Here is a 15,567-nt window from a genome sequence, read left to right as displayed (position 1 = left end):
ACTTCCCTTTATTTCGGACACAAGATCCGAAACCGCCACCAGAAGATCGCTCTGTGTGACCGTGGACTTTACGAAGGTCAGGCAATTCTGTCGCCGAATCGGCGATACAGGAATGTCGGATAAAGGGCGCGCGAAAACGACGGCGACATCCCGAGGGGGCGGGGAAGTGGACTCCCGGCCAGCATGGTGATCAAACGGGCAAAGCGTATCCAGGTCTCGATCACCCGACAAGACCACAAAACAGGATGAAAGTGGATGTATGCCACACTCTCCCCCTGGGTATGCTGACGGTGCACGTCAGGGTGCCGCCGGTCCGCGGAGAGGGCAGAGCCCGCCTGAACACCTGAAGCCTCACGGCCCGACCTCTTTTCCGGCCTGAGCATGCGGACTCCAGGCGTACACGGAAGGGAGTCCGCCGTGACTGTCCAACCCCTGAGTGACCACCCGAACGCCGAACACCTTCGCAACCAGGCCAAAACACTCCTACGGCAGGCCAGAGAGGGCAGCCCGGAGGCGTTGTCGGTGATCGAGGAGTTCCACCCGCGCCCGCCCGCCGCGCCCAAGCTCGCCGACACCCAGCTCGTCGTCGCCCGCCGCCACGGGTTCGCGAGCTGGCCCAGGCTGGTCCGCCACCTGGAGATGATCGAGCGCTACTCCCGCTCGCCCCATCTGGTCGGCGAGACCGCCGACCTCGTGGACGAGTTCCTGCGCCTGGCCTGCCTGGCCTACGGCGACGACGATCACGCCGACCATTGGAAGCGGGCCGCCGACATGCTGGCCGCGCGCCCCGAACTGGCCGCCGCCGACATCTGGACGATGGCCGCCACCGGTTCGGCGGAGGCCCTGCGCGAGGCGCTGGCCGGAGCGCCGGAGGCCGCGCGGCGGCAGGGTGGGCCGTTCGGGTGGGAGCCGCTGCTGTACGCGGCCTACGCGCGCCTGCCCGTCCACGGCGACTACGTCGAGACCGCCCGCGTGCTGCTGGAGCGGGGCGCCGACCCGGACGCCGGGTTCCTGTGGGACGGGCTGCGGTCCCCGTTCACGGTGCTGACCGGCGTGTTCGGGGGCGGAGAGGGCGAGCAGCCGCCGCATCCGCAGGCCGCGCGGCTGGCCCGGCTGCTGCTGCGCGCCGGCGCCGACCCCAACGACCCGCAGACGCTGTACAACCGGGGTCTCGGCGGACCCTGGTCGGACGACACCGCCCATCTGGAGCCGCTGCTTGAGCACGGGCTCGGGCAGGGCGACGGCGGTCCGTGGCGGGCCAGGCTGGGGCCTGAGCATCCCGCGCCCGCCGACCTGCTGGCGGAGGAGATGGCGACGGCCGCGCTGCGCGGCGGGCCGCGCAGGGTCAAACTGCTCCTCACGTACGGCGCACCGGTCGACCGCCCGGGTTCGCATCCGGTCTTCGGCGGGCGCACGCCGTACGAGCTGGCTTTGTTGAACGGTCACCGCGAGGTGGCCGGGCTGCTGGCGGCGGCGGGGGCGCAGGCGGCACTGGACGAGCTGGAGGCGTTCGTGTCCGCGTGCATGCGCGCGGACGCCTCGGCCGCGACGGCTGCCGGGCCGGAGATCCTCGCGCGCGCCAGGGCGGAGCATCCGGGACTGCTGCGGAGGGCGGCCGAGCACCGGCAGACGGAGGCGGTGCGGCTGCTGCACGGGCTCGGCTTCGACATCGGCCACCGCGAACGGAGCACGGCGCTGCACCTGGCCGCATGGAACGACGATGTGGAGACCGTCGCCACGTTGCTGGAGCTGGGCGCCGACCCGTCGGTCACCGACGAGGACCATGACGCGACGCCGCTCGACTGGGCGGAGTACGGCGGCAGGCGACGCGTGGCCGCGTTCCTGAAGTCGGGTCAGACCCTGGGCTGATGTGCGACGGGCGGGCGCGTGGCCAGGATGGCGTGATGCGCAGATCCCGAATCGTCGTCGCCGTCGTCCTGGCGGCGCTGGCCGCGCTCGTCGGCGGCGTCGTCTTCGCCTACCCGTCGGTCGCGGCCTCCACCTGCCCGTCCTGCTACGGCCTGCGAGAGGTCGCCGACGGCGTCCACGCCGACCCCGGCCTGGACGAACGCCGGATCGTCGAGCTGGTCAGGGCCGCCGAGAAGCGGGTCGCCGACTTCTACGGCGGCCGCCGGGGCACCACCCGGGTGCTGGCCTGTTCGAGCGAGAAGTGTTACAGCCGTATCGGCGGCGGAAAGGAGAAAGGCATAGCCGTGCTGAACCGCACGGTGATGTTGTCGCCGCGCGGCCTCGACGTGGTGATCGCCTCCCACGAGCTGTCGCACGTGGAGCTGCGCGCGCGGCTGGAGGCCGAGGTGCCGCAGTGGTTCGACGAGGGTCTGGCCGTGGTCGTCGCCGGCGACCGTCGCTATCTGACGCCGGAGGGCGGCTGTCTGGTGGAGCCGACCGGTCCGCAGCCCGCCACGCTGGAGGCGTGGCTGAAGGCCGATCCCGGCAAGTACGGCAGAGCCGCCTGCGAGGTGAGCCGCTGGCTGGCGGCCAACGGTGGCAGGGACGGCCTCCTGCGCCTGGTGGAAAGAGCCAATCATGGCACGGAGATTACCCAGCTTCTAGGTAGGGAATAGGTATTTTGGAGGTGTGACCATGCACGCACTGGCGACCATCGTGAAGCCGCTCCCCGAGGACCTGTTCATCGCGCACGACGGCAGCGCGGAGACACGATGGGAGGCGATGGCCGGACAGGGCTACCACACACCCAACGACCGTTTCTTCGTCCGCAACCACACCGCGACCCCCCTCGTCGACGCGGCCACCTGGCGGCTGCGGCTGCACGGCGACGGCCTGCGATGTCCGGCGGAGTTCGGCTACGACCAGCTCAGGAGCCTGCCCTCGCGCACGGTCGACACGGCCATCGAGTGCGCGGGCAACGGCCGCCGTTTCTACGGCGGCCAGCAGGGGCGCACCGCCCCCGGCACCCAGTGGGGCCTCGGCGGCATCGGCGTCGCCCGCTGGCGCGGCGTCCCCCTGCGCGTCCTGCTCGAACTGGCCGGAATCCGGCGCGCGGCCGTGGATGTGCTGCCGCAGGGCCTCGACGCCCCCTTCGAGCACCACGGCCACGTGCGCCGCCCCCTGCCGGTCGACAAGGCCATGGCCGACGTCCTGGTCGCCTACGAGATGAACGGCGAGACGCTGCCGCCCGACCACGGATTCCCCGCCCGGCTGGTGGTGCCGGGCTGGGTGGGGATCGCGTCGATCAAGTGGCTCGGCGACATCGAGGTGGCCACCCGGCAACTGTTTACCCCGTGGAACACCGAGTTTTACCCGGGCCTCACGACACAGCCCGTGAAGAGCGCCCTCGAACTCGCCTGGAACGCTCCCCTGGTGTACGGCAGAGGCCAGGTGATCCGAGGCCGCTCGTGGTCGGGCAACGGGCGCATCGTCCGCGTGGAGGTGAGCTTCGACGGCGGCGCGACCTGGCACCGGGCCGAGCACAAGGGCTCCCGCCTGGCCGGGGCCTGGCTGCCCTGGCACATCACCTGGGTGCCGAGGCGGCTCGGCGAGCAGACGGTCATGGCCAGGGCCACCGATGAGACGGGCGCGACCCAGCCGTTGCGAACACCGCACCATCCGTTCGGATACCACTTCGACGCGGTGGTACGGCATCCGGTGCACGTGATTCCGGGGTAGATAACCGTCACCGGACCGCTGAGCTGCGCAGGTGCGCAAAGCACCCGAATTCATCTGCGAGACTCGCGCGGAAACGTCCTGGAAATCTCTCGGTGTGAAGCTGGACGGCGAGCGAGCCAGAAGGAGTAGTCCGTTGCATCAGCTGAGCGCGCTCGACGCGCAGTTCCTCAACGCCGAGTCCCCGACGACGGCCGCCCACGTGGCCGGTCTGGCCGTGCTCGACCCGCTGGGCGCCGTCCTCGACCGGGAGGCGCTGGCCGGGCTGCTGGAGGCGCGGATGCACCTGTCGCCCGCGTTGCGGCTGCGGCTGCGGACGGTGCCGTTCGGTCTCGACCATCCGTACTGGGCGCCCGATCCGGACTTCGACCTCGACCGCCACCTGTTCGCCCGGGAACTGCCCGCACCGGGCGGCGAGCACGAACTGGCCGAGGCGGTCGGCGAGGTGCACGCCCGGCGGCTCGACCGCGACCGGCCGCTGTGGGAGATGCACCTGATCACCGGACTGACGGGCGGGCGGATCGCCGTCTACACCAAGGTCCATCACGCGGCGATCGACGGGGTCTCCGGCGCCGAACTGCTCGCGGCCTTCCTCGACCTGACCCCCGAGCCCAGGTTGACGCCGGAGCCGCAGGCGGAGGACTCCCCCGCGCCGGGGCTCGGCGACATGCTGGCGGGGGCGGCGCGCAGCGTGCTCACGCATCCCGCCCGCGCGCTCGGCTCCCTGGTCAGGGCGGCGGGCGAACTCGACTCGATCCCGCTGGCCGCCTCGCTCCCCGGCGCGCGGCGGATCGCGAGGGCCGCGCGGCTGGCGGCGGGCGACCGTGAGCCGCGTTCCGACCTGCCGGATCTGACGGTCCCCCGTACCCCGTGGAACGGGCCGATCAGCGCGGAGCGGCGGGTGTCGTTCGGCTCGGTGCCGCTGAAGGACGTCAAGGCGGTCGCCAAGGCCCACGGGCTGAGCGTGAACGACGTGGTCATGACCATGTGCGCGTCGGCGCTGCGCGCCTGGCTGCTGGCGCGCGGCGAGCTGCCGCCGGAACCGCTGATCGCCGGGGTGCCCGTCGCGTTGAGCCCTGACCCCGAGAGCGGTGCGGGGACCACCGTGGGCAACCGGATCGCGGCGATCGTGGCGCCGCTGGCGACCGACGTGGCCGAGCCGTACGCCCGGTTGCACGCGGTGGGGCGGTCGATGCGCGCGGCCAAGCGCCGCTTCGCCGAGTCGCCGGCGAACTGGCTGCACGAGCTGTGCGCGCTGCTGCCCGCGCCGGTGTCGGCGCTGGCGGTGCCCGCGGCGTTCCGGCTGGCCTCGGTCGTGGCGCCGCCGATCAACCTGATCATCAGCAACGTGCCCGGACCGCAGTTCCCGTTGTACCTGTGCGGCGCGCGAGTGCTGTCGTATTACCCGCTGTCGGTGCTCACCGATGCCACGGGCGGCGTCAACATCACCTGCTTCTCGTACGACGGGATGATCGACTTCGGCGTCGTGGCCTGCCCCGAGCGACTGAGCGAGGTGTGGACGCTCATGGCCCACCTGCGCACGGCGCTGGAAGAGTTGCTAGACGAGGGAGTGGGCGATGAGCTCGGCGACGGCGTCGGGATCGATCTGGTGCCCGGTTAGCTGGCAGAGGTTCTCCTGGTAGAGCAGCACGGCCGCGAACGTGGCGGCCGCGACCTCCAGGCGCGCGTTCTCGCCCCGCGCGCCGGGCAGCGCGAGTTCGAGGGCGAAGCGGGAGCGTCTGATCAGCTCGCCGTTGAGCCTGCCGAGCCGGTCCTTGACCGAGCCGTGGGTGTCGGCCTCGCGGAACAGGATGCGGCGCATCGCGGGTGAGGCCCGAAGCGGCAGCCGCCGCGCCAGGCGCGACAGCGTGCCCGCCGGATCTCCCGGTACGGCGTCGACCTCCCTGGTCTCCTCGACCAGTGTGCGCTCGTCGACGAGGGCGACCAGTACGTCGATCTTCTTCGGGAAGTAGTGGAAGAGCAGGCCCTTGGGCACCTCGGCCAGCTTGGCGATCACCGCGGTGGGCGTCGCCTCGTAGCCGCCTCCGGCGAACAGTTCCTCAGCCGCGTCCAGGATGCGCGTGCGCGCGTCACCGATCACCACAGCCGAACGATAGCGCCCACTCCGTGCGCCTGCCATTCCGCCGGGGGCAGACCATGGTGCCGCTTGACATTGCGCGACATCTTCGTACCATATGAGACACTTATGTCGCAAATGATACGGAGATGCGGAAGATGGCGATGAACCGCGAGGAGATCGTGGCGGCGGCGATCCAGCGGCTCAACCGGGTGCCGACGTCCTCCATGGCCGAGCTCGCCGAGGCCGTGGGCGTCAGCCGTGCCACGCTCCACCGCCACTTCAGCACCCGCGAGGAACTCCTCACCGAGCTCGCCAACCGGTCGCTGGACAGCTGGGAGCAGGCGATAGAAGCGGCCGGGGTCGCGGCGGCCACCGCGAGCGGCGACGCCGAGCAGATCCGGCGCACGTTGGAGGACCTGCTCTCCCGCCACCTCGTCTACGCCGAAGAGCACGGCTTCGCGCTCTCCGAGCACGTCATGGTGGTGGACCCGCACCTGGAGCGCCGCATCGACGAACTGGAGGAGCGCGAGATCGAACTGTTCGCCGCAGGCCAGCGCGCCGGGGTCATCCGCGCCGACCTGCCCGCCCGCTGGGTGAGCAGCGTCGTGTACGGCCTGCTCGTCGCCGCGCGGCAGAGCATCCTGCGCGGTGACGTGGCCCGCAGGGACCTGCCCCGCATCGTGATCGAAACGCTTTACCGGGGGATCTCATGACACTCGCCACCGAACCCACGGCCACCCGGCGACGATGGGCCGGGCTGGCCGTACTGTCGGCCAGCCTGCTGCTGGTCGTGATGGACATCACCATCCTCAACGTCGCGCTCCCCGCGATCTCGGCCGACCTGCGGCCGGATGCCATGCAACTGCTGTGGATGGTCGACGCCTACCCGCTGGTGCTGTCCGGGCTGCTCGTCACCGTGAGCGGCCTCGGCGACCGGTGGGGACGCAAGAAGATGCTGCTGTCCGGCTTCGCCGTGTTCGGGCTCGCCTCGACGCTGATCCTGCTGGCCGACGGCCCGCTCGCGGTGATCGCCGTGCGAGCGCTGCTCGGCGTCGGCGGCGCCATGATCATGCCGTCCACTCTGTCGATGATCCGCACACTGTTCACCGACCCGCGCGAGCGGGCCACCGCGCTCGGCGTGTGGGGTGCCATGGCGGCCGTGGGCGGCGCCCTAGGCCCGATCCTCGGCGGGCTGCTGCTGGAGAACTTCAGCTGGCACTCCGCCTTCCTCGTCAACGTGCCGGTCATGGCCGTCGCCATCGTCGCCGGGCTGTTCCTGCTGCCCGAGTCGCGCACCGCCGTACGCGCCCGGTGGGACGGCGCCGGGATGCTGCTGTCGATCGTCGGCATGGTCGCGCTGGTCTACTCGATCAAGAACCTGGGCAAGAACGGCCTGACCGACCCGGTCGGCCTGGCCACGCTGACCCTCGCGGCCGTGATGCTGGGCTGGTTCGTGCTCCGCTGCCTGCGGCGGCCCGACCCGCTGCTCGACATCGGGCTGTTCCGCAGCGGCCCGTTCACGGCCGGGGTGGTGGTGGCGCTGGCCACCTCGATCGCCATGGCGGCGACGATGCTGCTGATGGCCCAGTGGATGCAGCTCGTGCAGGGCTACTCTCCGCTGGAGACCGGCCTGAGGTTGCTGCCCACCGCGGTCTTCGCGCTGGTGGCCTCGCCGCTGGCGCCCGCGCTCGCGGCCCGGATCGGCGCCCGTACGGTGCTCGCCGGTGGGATGGCCGTGGCGGGGCTCGGCTTCCTTCTGCTGTTCGTCGCACCCCTGGAGTACGGCTGGGTGGCACTGGCGCTGGTGTTCGTCGGCCTCGGGCAGGGTGCGCTGGCCATCGCCTCCGCGGTCGTCATGTCGGGTTCACCCGTGGAGAAGGCGGGCAACGCGGCGGCGATCGAGGAGACCTCCTACGAGCTGGGCTCGGTGCTGGGCGTGGCCGTGCTGGGCAGCGTGGCCGCCGCCGTCTACCGGGCGGGGCTGCCGCATGCCGTGGAGGGGAGCGCGGCCGCCCGCGAATCGCTCGGCGGCACGCTCGACGTGGCCGCGCAGCTCGGCGCGGAGGGTGAGCGGCTGGCCGTACTGGCGAAGGCGGCCTTCGCCGACTCGTTGGCGATCACCGGGGCCGCCGGGGCCGGACTGATGCTGGCGGCGACGCTGGCGATCTGGTGGCTCACCCCGCGCGACCTCGACCTGGGCTCCACCCACCACTGACGAACGCCTCCGCCGAAAGGGAGGGGAACACGTCGGGGCCCGGCTGGCAGGAGCCGGGCCCCGACGCGGGAGGGTGGTCAGTGACTGGAGGCCTTCTCGGCGCCCACCCCGGTCAGCGAGCGCACCTCCATCTCGGCGTACTTGGCGGCGTTGTACTCCTTGCTGAGCACGGTGCCGAGGTAGCCGCACAGGAAGCCGATCGGGATCGAGAAGATGCCCGGGTTCGACAGCTCCCACAGGTGGAAGTCGGCACCCTTGATCAGCGAGGTCTTCGCACCGGACATGACCGGCGAGAAGACCACCAGGATCAGGCAGGAGATGAGGCCGCCGTAGATGGCGGAGACGGCTCCCGCGGTGTTGAACCGCTTCCAGAACAGGCTGTAGAGGATGGCGGGCAGGTTGCCGGAGGCGGCGACCGCGAAGGCCAGTGCCACCAGGAAGGCGACGTTCTGCCCCTGGGCGAGGATGCCGAGACCGATCGAGGCGGCGCCGATGACGAAGGCGGAGACCCGGGCGACGACGACTTCCTGGCGTTCGGTGGCGGTGCCCTTCTTGAACACGTGCGCGTACAGGTCGTGGGCGAAGCTGGAGGAGGAGGCGAGTGTGAGCCCGGCGACCACGGCGAGGATCGTGGCGAAGGCGACCGCGCCGATGAGCGCGAGCAGGATGGTGCCGCCGACCTCGCCGAAGAAGTTCTCGCCGATCGCGGCGGCGAGCTGTGGAGCGGCCGTGTTGCCCGCGGTGTCGGTCGCCGGGATCTTGACCAGCGCCGCCGCGCCGAAGCCGAGGACGAGCGTCAGCAGGTAGAAGGTGCCGATGATGCCGATGCCCCAGAGCACCGACTTACGGGCGTCCTTGGCGGTCGGCACGGTGTAGAAGCGGATGAGGATGTGCGGCAGTCCGGCGGTGCCGAGCACGAGCGCGAGGCCGAGGCTGATCAGGTCGATCTTGCCCCAGATGCCCTGGGCGTCGGTGCCGTACTTCAGACCGGGTTCGAGCAGGTTCGTCTTGCCGCTGGCCTCGGTGGCGGCGCCGAGCAGCGCCGACAGGTTGAAGTTGTACTTGGCCAGCACCAGCACGGTGATGATCGCGGCGCCGCCCATGAGCAGGACGGCCTTGACGATCTGCACCCAGGTGGTGCCCTTCATGCCGCCGAACACCACGTAGACGATCATGAGGGCGCCGACGGCGACGATCGTCCAGTTCTTGCCCGCCGTCGAGGTGATGCCGAGCAGCAGGCCGACCAGGGCGCCGGCGCCGACCATCTGGGCCAGCAGGTAGAAGATGCTGACGACGATGGTGGACACTCCGGCGGCGGTGCGCACCGGGCGCGGGCTCATCCGGAAGGCGAGCACGTCGGCCATGGTGAACTTGCCGGAGTTGCGCATGAGTTCGGCGACCAGCAGCAGCGCGACCAGCCAGGCCACGAGGAAGCCGATCGAGTAGAGGAAGCCGTCGTAGCCGGACAGCGCGATCATGCCCGCGATGCCGAGGAACGAGGCGGCCGACATGTAGTCGCCGCCGATGGCCAGGCCGTTCTGGACGCCCGTGAACGAGCGGCCGCCCGCGTAGTAGTCGGCGGCGGTCTTGGTCTGCCTGCTGGCCCAGAAGGTGATGCCGAGGGTGGCGACCACGAAGGCCAGGAACAGGATGGTGGAAAGGGTGTGCTGTCCGCTCACTTGTCGCGCTCCTCGACCTCGTGCCGGAGCTTGTCCGCGAGGGGGTCCAGATGTCTGTCCGCGTGCCTGGCGTAGGCCCAGGCGATCAGGAACGTCGAGACGAACTGCAGCAGTCCGAGGATCATGCCTACGTTGATGTTTCCGAGGAGCTTGACGGCCATGAAGTCGCGAGCCCAGCCGGAGAGCACGACGTACAGGAGATACCAGGCGAGGAACGCTGCGGTCATCGGGAACGTCCAGGCGCGGAAGCGCCGCTTCAGTTCTTGGAACTCGCTGCTCGCCTGCACTCGTTCGTAAACGGACGCGTCGTGTTCTTGTGTCGTCACCGTGCCTCCCGCTGACTGTGATGGGGATCACGCACAAGGTAAGAGCGCAAGCTACCCTCCGTGGAGAGCCGGAGACCGGCGGTTCGATGAGGAGCCGCCGCGTGGCGCCTAGCTGGCTGGGACGTGCGATGAAAGGTCCCTTTAGCGCGATAAGCGGTCAGCGGCCGCACGACGACGAGCGCGGAGAGTGTGGCCCGCACCCGACGAGTCACACAGTGTAGTTGATCGATCGCGGACCGCGAACGTCAGGGCAGTCCCCAGGGCGGGACCTGCTCGTTCGCGGGCACGTCGCGGGCCCGGTCGGGCCGTACTCCCGGCCTGCTGACGATCGCGGTACGGCCTCTGCGCAGCGGGACGGTGATCGTCCCCGCGCCCCGGTACGGCAGCCGCCCGCCGTCCTCGTCGCGGACCTCGATCTCGCCCTCGATGCCGTGCCGGAGCACCAGCGGCTCCCCCGCCTCGCTGTGGATCCTGATCCACTGCGTACGGCCCCCGGCGCGCGATGCGTCGAGGACGAAGGCGCCCTGGGTGCGCAGCCCCCGTACGCACGCCTCCGCCCAGGTGGCGGAGACGGCCGGGAAGACCTTGACGACGCCGCCGTGGCTCTGCACCAGCATGTCGAGCAGCGACTGCGCGGCCGAGATCGGGCTCTCGATCGCGAAGCCGGTGCCTTCCCGGTACATGGTGTTGGGCGTCAGCTGGCAGTTGTCCTGGATGTTGCCGTCGACGAAGAAGCGCAGGTGCCACAGCGCCTGCTCGGCGTTGCCGAACAGGGTCTCCATGGAGGAGGCGGCGGCGTAGCTGTAGCCGTGCCAGCGGGCCTGCATGCTCGCCCAGTGCTCGAAGGTGCGCCGCTCCAGCTTCTCCTGGAGCGGGTAGAGCCACAGCAGGTGGGAGAAGTGCCGGTGCGACTCGGCGAACGGCACCCCGGCGCCGATCATGACGCCGTTCCCGTCCTCGTGGTACGGCACCAGCCGCGCCTTGATGTCGCGCCATTGGGCGAGCCGGGGTTCGTCCACGCGCAGGCGGGCGGCGGCGTCGATGAGCGCGGTGACGCCCCAGCGCAGCAGCGACAGGTCGTAGGTGCAGTCGGCGGCGTTGGCGAGTTCGGGCGAGCGGGTGGTCGGCAGGTGGAGCAGTCCGTCCGTGCCCTCGGTGAGGAAGCGGGCGTAGTAGTTGACGGCTCTGCCGAGCACCGGGTGGAGCACGTCGCGCAGGACCGTGTCGTCCATGTGGTGGCGGTAGGCGACCCAGACATTGTGCAGCGCCCAGACGAGGTTGCCGGTGTGGTCGTTGGGGTTGAGGCCGGGTCTGCCGACGTAGCGGGGTCCGGAGCGGAGCTGCCAGTCGCCGGGGTGGCACAGCGCGTAGGTGTCGCCGTCGCGCAGTTCCGGCCAGATGTTGCCCTCAAGGTTGCGGTGGTACCGGCGGAAGGCCGGGGTGATCGCGTCGAGTTCGCAGTGGTTGGACCCGTTGGCGACCGGATAGGTGACCTGGACGTTGGTGTTCCACCAGATCTGGGTCCAGTTGTTGCCGCGCTCGGGGAACCAGGGGCCGAACACGGGGACGACGGGGGCGTCGTCGCGGGCGCAGCAGGCGAGCTTGTAGAGCTGGATCCAGTAGAAGCGCTGCACCTTCTTGTCCGGCACGGAGACGAGGCTGCGCCGGTAGAAACGCCGCCACCACAGCCGGTGGGCGGCCACGTGCGCGTCCGGCGGGCGGCGCAGCACGTCGGTGACGGTCTCGATCGCCCGGTCCCTGCCGGTGGAGTCCGGGTAGCCGTAGACGATGGTGGCGGCGAGCAGGCGCCTGCCGCCGTGCCGTACCTCTTTCCAGGCGGTGGTGTAGCCGCCGCCGGCGTGCATGGGCTGTTCGACGTGGCCGGGGGCGATCGCGGGGTCGGGGTTGGCGGTGTAGTCGGGCGGGCGGCGCTGCTGGCGGGTGGTGGCCGAGGGCAGCGGCACGAACGCCCAGGCCATGGCCTCCTCGCCGGCGCTGGGCTCGGTGGAGACGAGCATGACGTCACGGTGGCCGAGGATCAGCGCGGTGAAGCGGGCGCCGCCCTGCGTGGTGGTGACGGTGCCGGACAGTTCGGCGTTCTCGAGGTCGAGGGTCCAGTCGACGCCGGTGATGGATCCGGCGAAGGTGAGGGTGAAGTAGCCGACGCCCAGGCGGGAGTAGCCGATCGCGGCCTCCCACTGGCCGCGCTGGTCCTGGACGTGGCCATGGTTGATCATGAAGCGCAGTACGCGGCCCTCGCCGCCGACGTGGTAGACGTGCGCGGCGAGGAAGCCGTTGCCGAGGAACGGGGCCTCGGTCCAGCCGCCGGGTAAGCGCTTCCAGACCATGGCGGCGTCGCGCAGGACCGTGCTGTGCACGTCCTCGCGATCGTGGGGGGCACGGGCCCAGGCGACGGGCGAGGATGCGGTGACGGCCGCCCCCGCGCCCACGACGAAGGAACGGCGAGAGATCCCGGTCATCTGGCAGTGATCCTTCCAGAGATTCATCGGAGCTTTGCTTTGTATGACACACGGCTTCACTGCCGTCAAGGCGCCAGTTGTCTACCTCGCCGCACGAAACCGCCTCCCATCAGGGACGACGCGAGTGAATGCCACTCTGATTCATCGGATGCATCGCTGGAGAAGGCGGCCGCCTCCAGGTAGAGGTGCCGCCCGTCAGCCCTTGACGGCTCCCGCTGTCAGGCCCTCGACCAGGTAGCGGCGGATCGCGGCGAACAGGATCAGCGTCGGCACGACGGACACCACGGTCGCCGCGGCCATCGCGCCCCAGTCCACGTCGTACTGGGTGATGAAGGAGTTCATGGCCACGGGCACGGTCTTGGCGTCCTCGCTGTCGATGAAGGTGATCGCCAGGAACAACTCGTTCCAGCACTGCACGAAGGCGAAGATGAAGGTGGCCGCGACTCCGGGCAGCATCACCGGGACGACCACGCGGACCATCGCGCCCAGCCGCGAGGCGCCGTCCACCTGCGCGGCCTCCTCCAGCGCGACCGGCACCCGCTCGTAGAAGCCGCGCATGATCACCGTGGCGAACGGCACCAGCATCGCCACGTAGACGACCATCAGCCCGGCCAGCCGGTTGAGCAGGTCGAGGTCGGACATCAGCAGGTAGAGCGGCCCGAGCGCGATGAACAGCGGGATCATCTGCGTGACCAGGAACCCCAGCATCAGCGCGCCCCTGCCGGGGAAGTCGAAGCGGGCCAGCGTGTAGCCGCCGAGCACGCCGACCGCCGTGACGACGGCGGCGGACGCCAGCGAGACCAGCAGGCTGTTGGCCAGGTAGCGGCCGAAGTCGGCGAAGGCGAACAGTTCGGCGTAGTGCTCGAAGGTGACCGTACCCGGCCAGTAGCGCAGTGGCATGGAGAAGATCTCGGCCTGCGGCTTGAGCGAGGTGACGGCGATCCAGTAGAGCGGGAAGACGGTGACCAGCAGCCAGGCGCCGAGGATCACGGCCTTAGCGACGCGCGGCATCGGACGACCTCGTGGCGTTCAAGTAGAAGACGGCGAAGGACAGCAGCAGGCCGAGCACCAGCAGCCCGACGGCTCCGGCCCGGCCGTAGTCGCCGCCCATGACCTGCTGGATGAGGTACGTCGTGACGATGTCGGTGCCGCCGGCCGGGCCGCCACCGGTCATCGCGTAGATGAGGTCGGGGAAGTTCAGGATCCAGATGATCCGCAGCAGCACGATCAGCGTCAGCGTGGGCCGGATGTGCGGCAGCGTCACGTGCCAGAACCGGCGGGCCCTTGAGGCGCCGTCCACGTCGGCGGCCTCGGACAGCTCTCTGGGCACCGACTGCAGCGCCGCCATGATCATGATGGCGAAGAAGGTCACGCCGTACCAGATGTTGGCCACGACGACCGAGGTCATCGCCCAGCCGGGGTCAGCCAGGAAGGCGATGGGCGTCTCGACGATCCCGGCCCTGATCAGCAGGTCGTTGACGACGCCGAACTGCCCGTTGAACATCCACCGCCACAGCAGCCCGATGAGGAAGCCGGACATCGCCCATGGGAAGAACACCCACGCCTGATAGAGGGCGCGTCCGGGGAAGTGCCTGCGCAGCAGCAGAGCCAGGCCGAACCCGAGCGCGAACTGGAAGACCAGCGACACCCCGACCCAGGTGCCGGTGTTGCGCAGCGCCGTCCAGAACCGGTCGTCCGACAGGACGGCGGCGAAGTTGGCCAGGCCGGTGAACGGTGTGGCGGTCAGGTCGAACAGGTGGTAGTTCTGGAAGGCCATGACGCTGCCGCGCACCATCGGCCAGTAGGTGAACACGGCCACCGCCAGCGCCGCCGGCAGCAGGCTCAGGCCGATGAACAGGCCGCGCCGAGGGTGGAAGGCGCGTTTGGCCGTGAGCGTCATGACGCCTGCGCCGACCAGAACGCGTCCCACGAGCCGAGCACCTCGGCGACCGACTTCTGACCGGTCAGCAGCGACTGCACGTCGCGGTCGGAGTCGACCAGGAAGCGGCTCCAGCCGGGCGAGTCGACCGGCCGGACGGTGATCACCTGCTTCGGGTCGCGCTGCGCCTCCAGGTACGCCTTCCAGGCCCCCTGGCCGAACTGCGGGTCGTCCTGCGCCTGCCGGGAGATCGGGATCAGCGAGTTGCCCTTGGCGAAGCGGATGCTCTGCTCCGGCTCCGACAGGAACCGAACCAGCCGGACGGCCTCCTCCCGGTGGCGGGTGAAGGAGGTGATGCCCCATCCGGCGTAGCCGACCGGCTGGAAGGCGTAGCCCGTCGGCCCCTTCGGGATCGGCGCGGTGGACCACGCCTCGACCGCGCTGTCCTGCACGGTCTTGATGACCTCCGGGTCCTGGATGAGCAGGCCGGTGACGCCGGAGGTGAAGCCCTGGACCATCTCGGGGAAGGCCCATGAGAGCGAGTCGGGCGGCGACGCCTCCTTGAACAGGCGCACGAACAGCTCCATCGCCCGGGCGGCCTCGGGGGTGGCGAAGATCGTGCGCTTGTCCTTGAGGAAGAAGGACCGCTCCGGGTCCACCTTCTCACCGTTGTACGCGCTGATCATCATGACCGCGTAGTCGGCGCCGCCCTTGCCGCCCCGGAAGGAGTAGCCGAACCGCCCGCCCGAGGTCATCTTCTTGGCCGCCTCGAACAACTCCTGCCATGTCCCCGGCGGCTTCGTGAGCCCCCAGTCGGTGCGGTAGAACAGCGTGCGCTGGTAGAAGCCGTAGGGGATCAGGTACGGCTTGCCGCCGATCTCGACGGCCTTCTTCCGCGCCAGTTCGGTGAGGTCGGACCAGCCGGGCCAGCCGGTGGTGGGCAACTCGCCGAGCCAGCCGTTGTTGGAGAAGGACTTGGCGGTGTGGTCGCGGACCTCCAGGACGTCCAGGCCCTTCTTCGTCTGGAGGATCTGCGTGATCTTCTGGTCGGCGCTGTCGTGGGGCGGCGAGACCAGTTCGACCTCGATGCCGGGGTTGGCCTTCTCGAAGTCGGCGAGCAGGGTCCTGATCAGCTTGGTGCGTTCGGGGCTGGTCAGGCTCTCGATCAGGCGCAGCCGCACGGTCCCGGATCCGGACGGCGAGCCGCAGGCGGTGAGAGCCAGGACGACGGTCAGGGCTGCGGGGAGGAAGGGTCGCATAACG

Annotated in this window: 13 protein-coding genes; 6 read left to right on the top strand and 7 right to left on the bottom strand. The window is 70.0% G+C overall.

Annotated elements, in window-relative coordinates; genetic code table 11:
- Window positions 1-417 precede the first annotated feature (417 nt).
- The 4 genes from ABD120_RS03180 to ABD120_RS03165 all read left to right on the top strand — a co-directional run bounded on the left by ABD120_RS03180 (window position 418) and on the right by ABD120_RS03165 (window position 5,266).
- Window positions 418-1,869 carry an ankyrin repeat domain-containing protein gene (locus ABD120_RS03180; protein ID WP_343948125.1) on the top strand — a complete coding sequence of 484 codons (1,452 nt, stop codon included), beginning with the start codon at window positions 418-420 and terminating at the stop codon, window positions 1,867-1,869.
- A gap of 35 nt (window positions 1,870-1,904) precedes the next feature.
- Complete coding sequence (locus tag ABD120_RS03175; protein WP_343948124.1) at window positions 1,905-2,585, top strand: hypothetical protein; 681 nt, start codon at window positions 1,905-1,907, stop codon at window positions 2,583-2,585.
- A gap of 19 nt (window positions 2,586-2,604) precedes the next feature.
- A complete protein-coding gene (locus ABD120_RS03170; protein ID WP_343948123.1) occupies window positions 2,605-3,648 on the top strand; it encodes a sulfite oxidase in 1,044 nt (347 codons plus the stop codon).
- Between the two features lie 133 nt (window positions 3,649-3,781).
- Window positions 3,782-5,266, top strand: coding sequence for a WS/DGAT/MGAT family O-acyltransferase (locus ABD120_RS03165; protein WP_343948122.1), 1,485 nt, complete (start codon window positions 3,782-3,784; stop codon window positions 5,264-5,266).
- On the opposite strand, the gene ABD120_RS03160 is transcribed toward ABD120_RS03165, so the two are convergent.
- On the bottom strand, window positions 5,204-5,749 hold the full coding sequence (locus tag ABD120_RS03160; RefSeq protein ID WP_343948121.1) for a TetR/AcrR family transcriptional regulator: 546 nt from the start codon (window positions 5,747-5,749) through the stop codon (window positions 5,204-5,206). The genes ABD120_RS03165 and ABD120_RS03160 overlap by 63 nt on opposite strands.
- 122 nt (window positions 5,750-5,871) lie before the next feature.
- On the opposite strand from ABD120_RS03160, the gene ABD120_RS03155 reads away from it, so the two are divergent.
- Both ABD120_RS03155 and ABD120_RS03150 read left to right on the top strand, forming a co-directional pair.
- Entirely contained in the window at window positions 5,872-6,438 is a 567-nt protein-coding gene (locus ABD120_RS03155; RefSeq protein WP_343948120.1) for a TetR/AcrR family transcriptional regulator, read from the top strand.
- Window positions 6,435-7,940 (top strand): MFS transporter, encoded by a 1,506-nt coding sequence (locus ABD120_RS03150; protein ID WP_343948119.1) that lies wholly within the window; start codon window positions 6,435-6,437, stop codon window positions 7,938-7,940. The genes ABD120_RS03155 and ABD120_RS03150 overlap by 4 nt, the downstream gene beginning before the upstream one ends.
- Window positions 7,941-8,017: 77 nt before the next feature.
- Here ABD120_RS03150 and ABD120_RS03145 read toward each other — a convergent pair whose 3' ends face one another.
- The 6 genes from ABD120_RS03145 to ABD120_RS03120 form a co-directional block, all read right to left on the bottom strand.
- Entirely contained in the window at window positions 8,018-9,619 is a 1,602-nt protein-coding gene (locus tag ABD120_RS03145) for a solute symporter family protein (RefSeq protein WP_343948118.1), read from the bottom strand.
- Window positions 9,616-9,945 carry a DUF485 domain-containing protein gene (locus ABD120_RS03140; protein WP_343948117.1) on the bottom strand — a complete coding sequence of 110 codons (330 nt, stop codon included), beginning with the start codon at window positions 9,943-9,945 and terminating at the stop codon, window positions 9,616-9,618. Before ABD120_RS03140 ends, ABD120_RS03145 begins: the two co-directional genes overlap by 4 nt.
- 245 nt (window positions 9,946-10,190) lie before the next feature.
- Window positions 10,191-12,425: a glycosyl hydrolase family 95 catalytic domain-containing protein gene (locus ABD120_RS03135; protein WP_343948116.1), complete on the bottom strand. Its 2,235-nt coding sequence runs from the start codon at window positions 12,423-12,425 to the stop codon at window positions 10,191-10,193.
- A 195-nt stretch (window positions 12,426-12,620) separates the two neighbouring features.
- On the bottom strand, window positions 12,621-13,436 hold the full coding sequence (locus ABD120_RS03130; protein WP_343948115.1) for a carbohydrate ABC transporter permease: 816 nt from the start codon (window positions 13,434-13,436) through the stop codon (window positions 12,621-12,623).
- On the bottom strand, window positions 13,420-14,355 hold the full coding sequence (locus ABD120_RS03125) for a carbohydrate ABC transporter permease (protein ID WP_343948114.1): 936 nt from the start codon (window positions 14,353-14,355) through the stop codon (window positions 13,420-13,422). The genes ABD120_RS03130 and ABD120_RS03125 overlap by 17 nt, the downstream gene beginning before the upstream one ends.
- Entirely contained in the window at window positions 14,322-15,563 is a 1,242-nt protein-coding gene (locus ABD120_RS03120) for an ABC transporter substrate-binding protein (RefSeq protein ID WP_343948113.1), read from the bottom strand. The genes ABD120_RS03125 and ABD120_RS03120 overlap by 34 nt, the downstream gene beginning before the upstream one ends.
- Between the last annotated feature and the right edge of the window lie 4 nt (window positions 15,564-15,567).

The sequence above is a fragment of the Nonomuraea longicatena genome (assembly GCF_039525605.1).
Classification (GTDB): domain Bacteria; phylum Actinomycetota; class Actinomycetes; order Streptosporangiales; family Streptosporangiaceae; genus Nonomuraea; species Nonomuraea longicatena.
Note: the sequence above shows the minus strand (reverse complement) of the source record. Positions and strands in the feature narration are given on the sequence as shown.

Excerpts from the sequence above, each read along its gene's own strand:
- ABD120_RS03175 (WP_343948124.1), top strand. The coding sequence starts at position 1,905 with ATGCGCAGATCCCGAATCGTCGTCGCCGTCGTCCTGGCGGCGCTGGCC.
- ABD120_RS03170 (WP_343948123.1), top strand. The coding sequence starts at position 2,605 with ATGCACGCACTGGCGACCATCGTGAAGCCGCTCCCCGAGGACCTGTTC.
- ABD120_RS03155 (WP_343948120.1), top strand. The coding sequence starts at position 5,872 with ATGCGGAAGATGGCGATGAACCGCGAGGAGATCGTGGCGGCGGCGATC.
- ABD120_RS03150 (WP_343948119.1), top strand. The coding sequence starts at position 6,435 with ATGACACTCGCCACCGAACCCACGGCCACCCGGCGACGATGGGCCGGG.
- ABD120_RS03135 (WP_343948116.1), bottom strand. The coding sequence starts at position 12,425 with ATGACCGGGATCTCTCGCCGTTCCTTCGTCGTGGGCGCGGGGGCGGCC.
- ABD120_RS03130 (WP_343948115.1), bottom strand. The coding sequence starts at position 13,436 with ATGCCGCGCGTCGCTAAGGCCGTGATCCTCGGCGCCTGGCTGCTGGTC.
- ABD120_RS03120 (WP_343948113.1), bottom strand. The coding sequence starts at position 15,563 with ATGCGACCCTTCCTCCCCGCAGCCCTGACCGTCGTCCTGGCTCTCACC.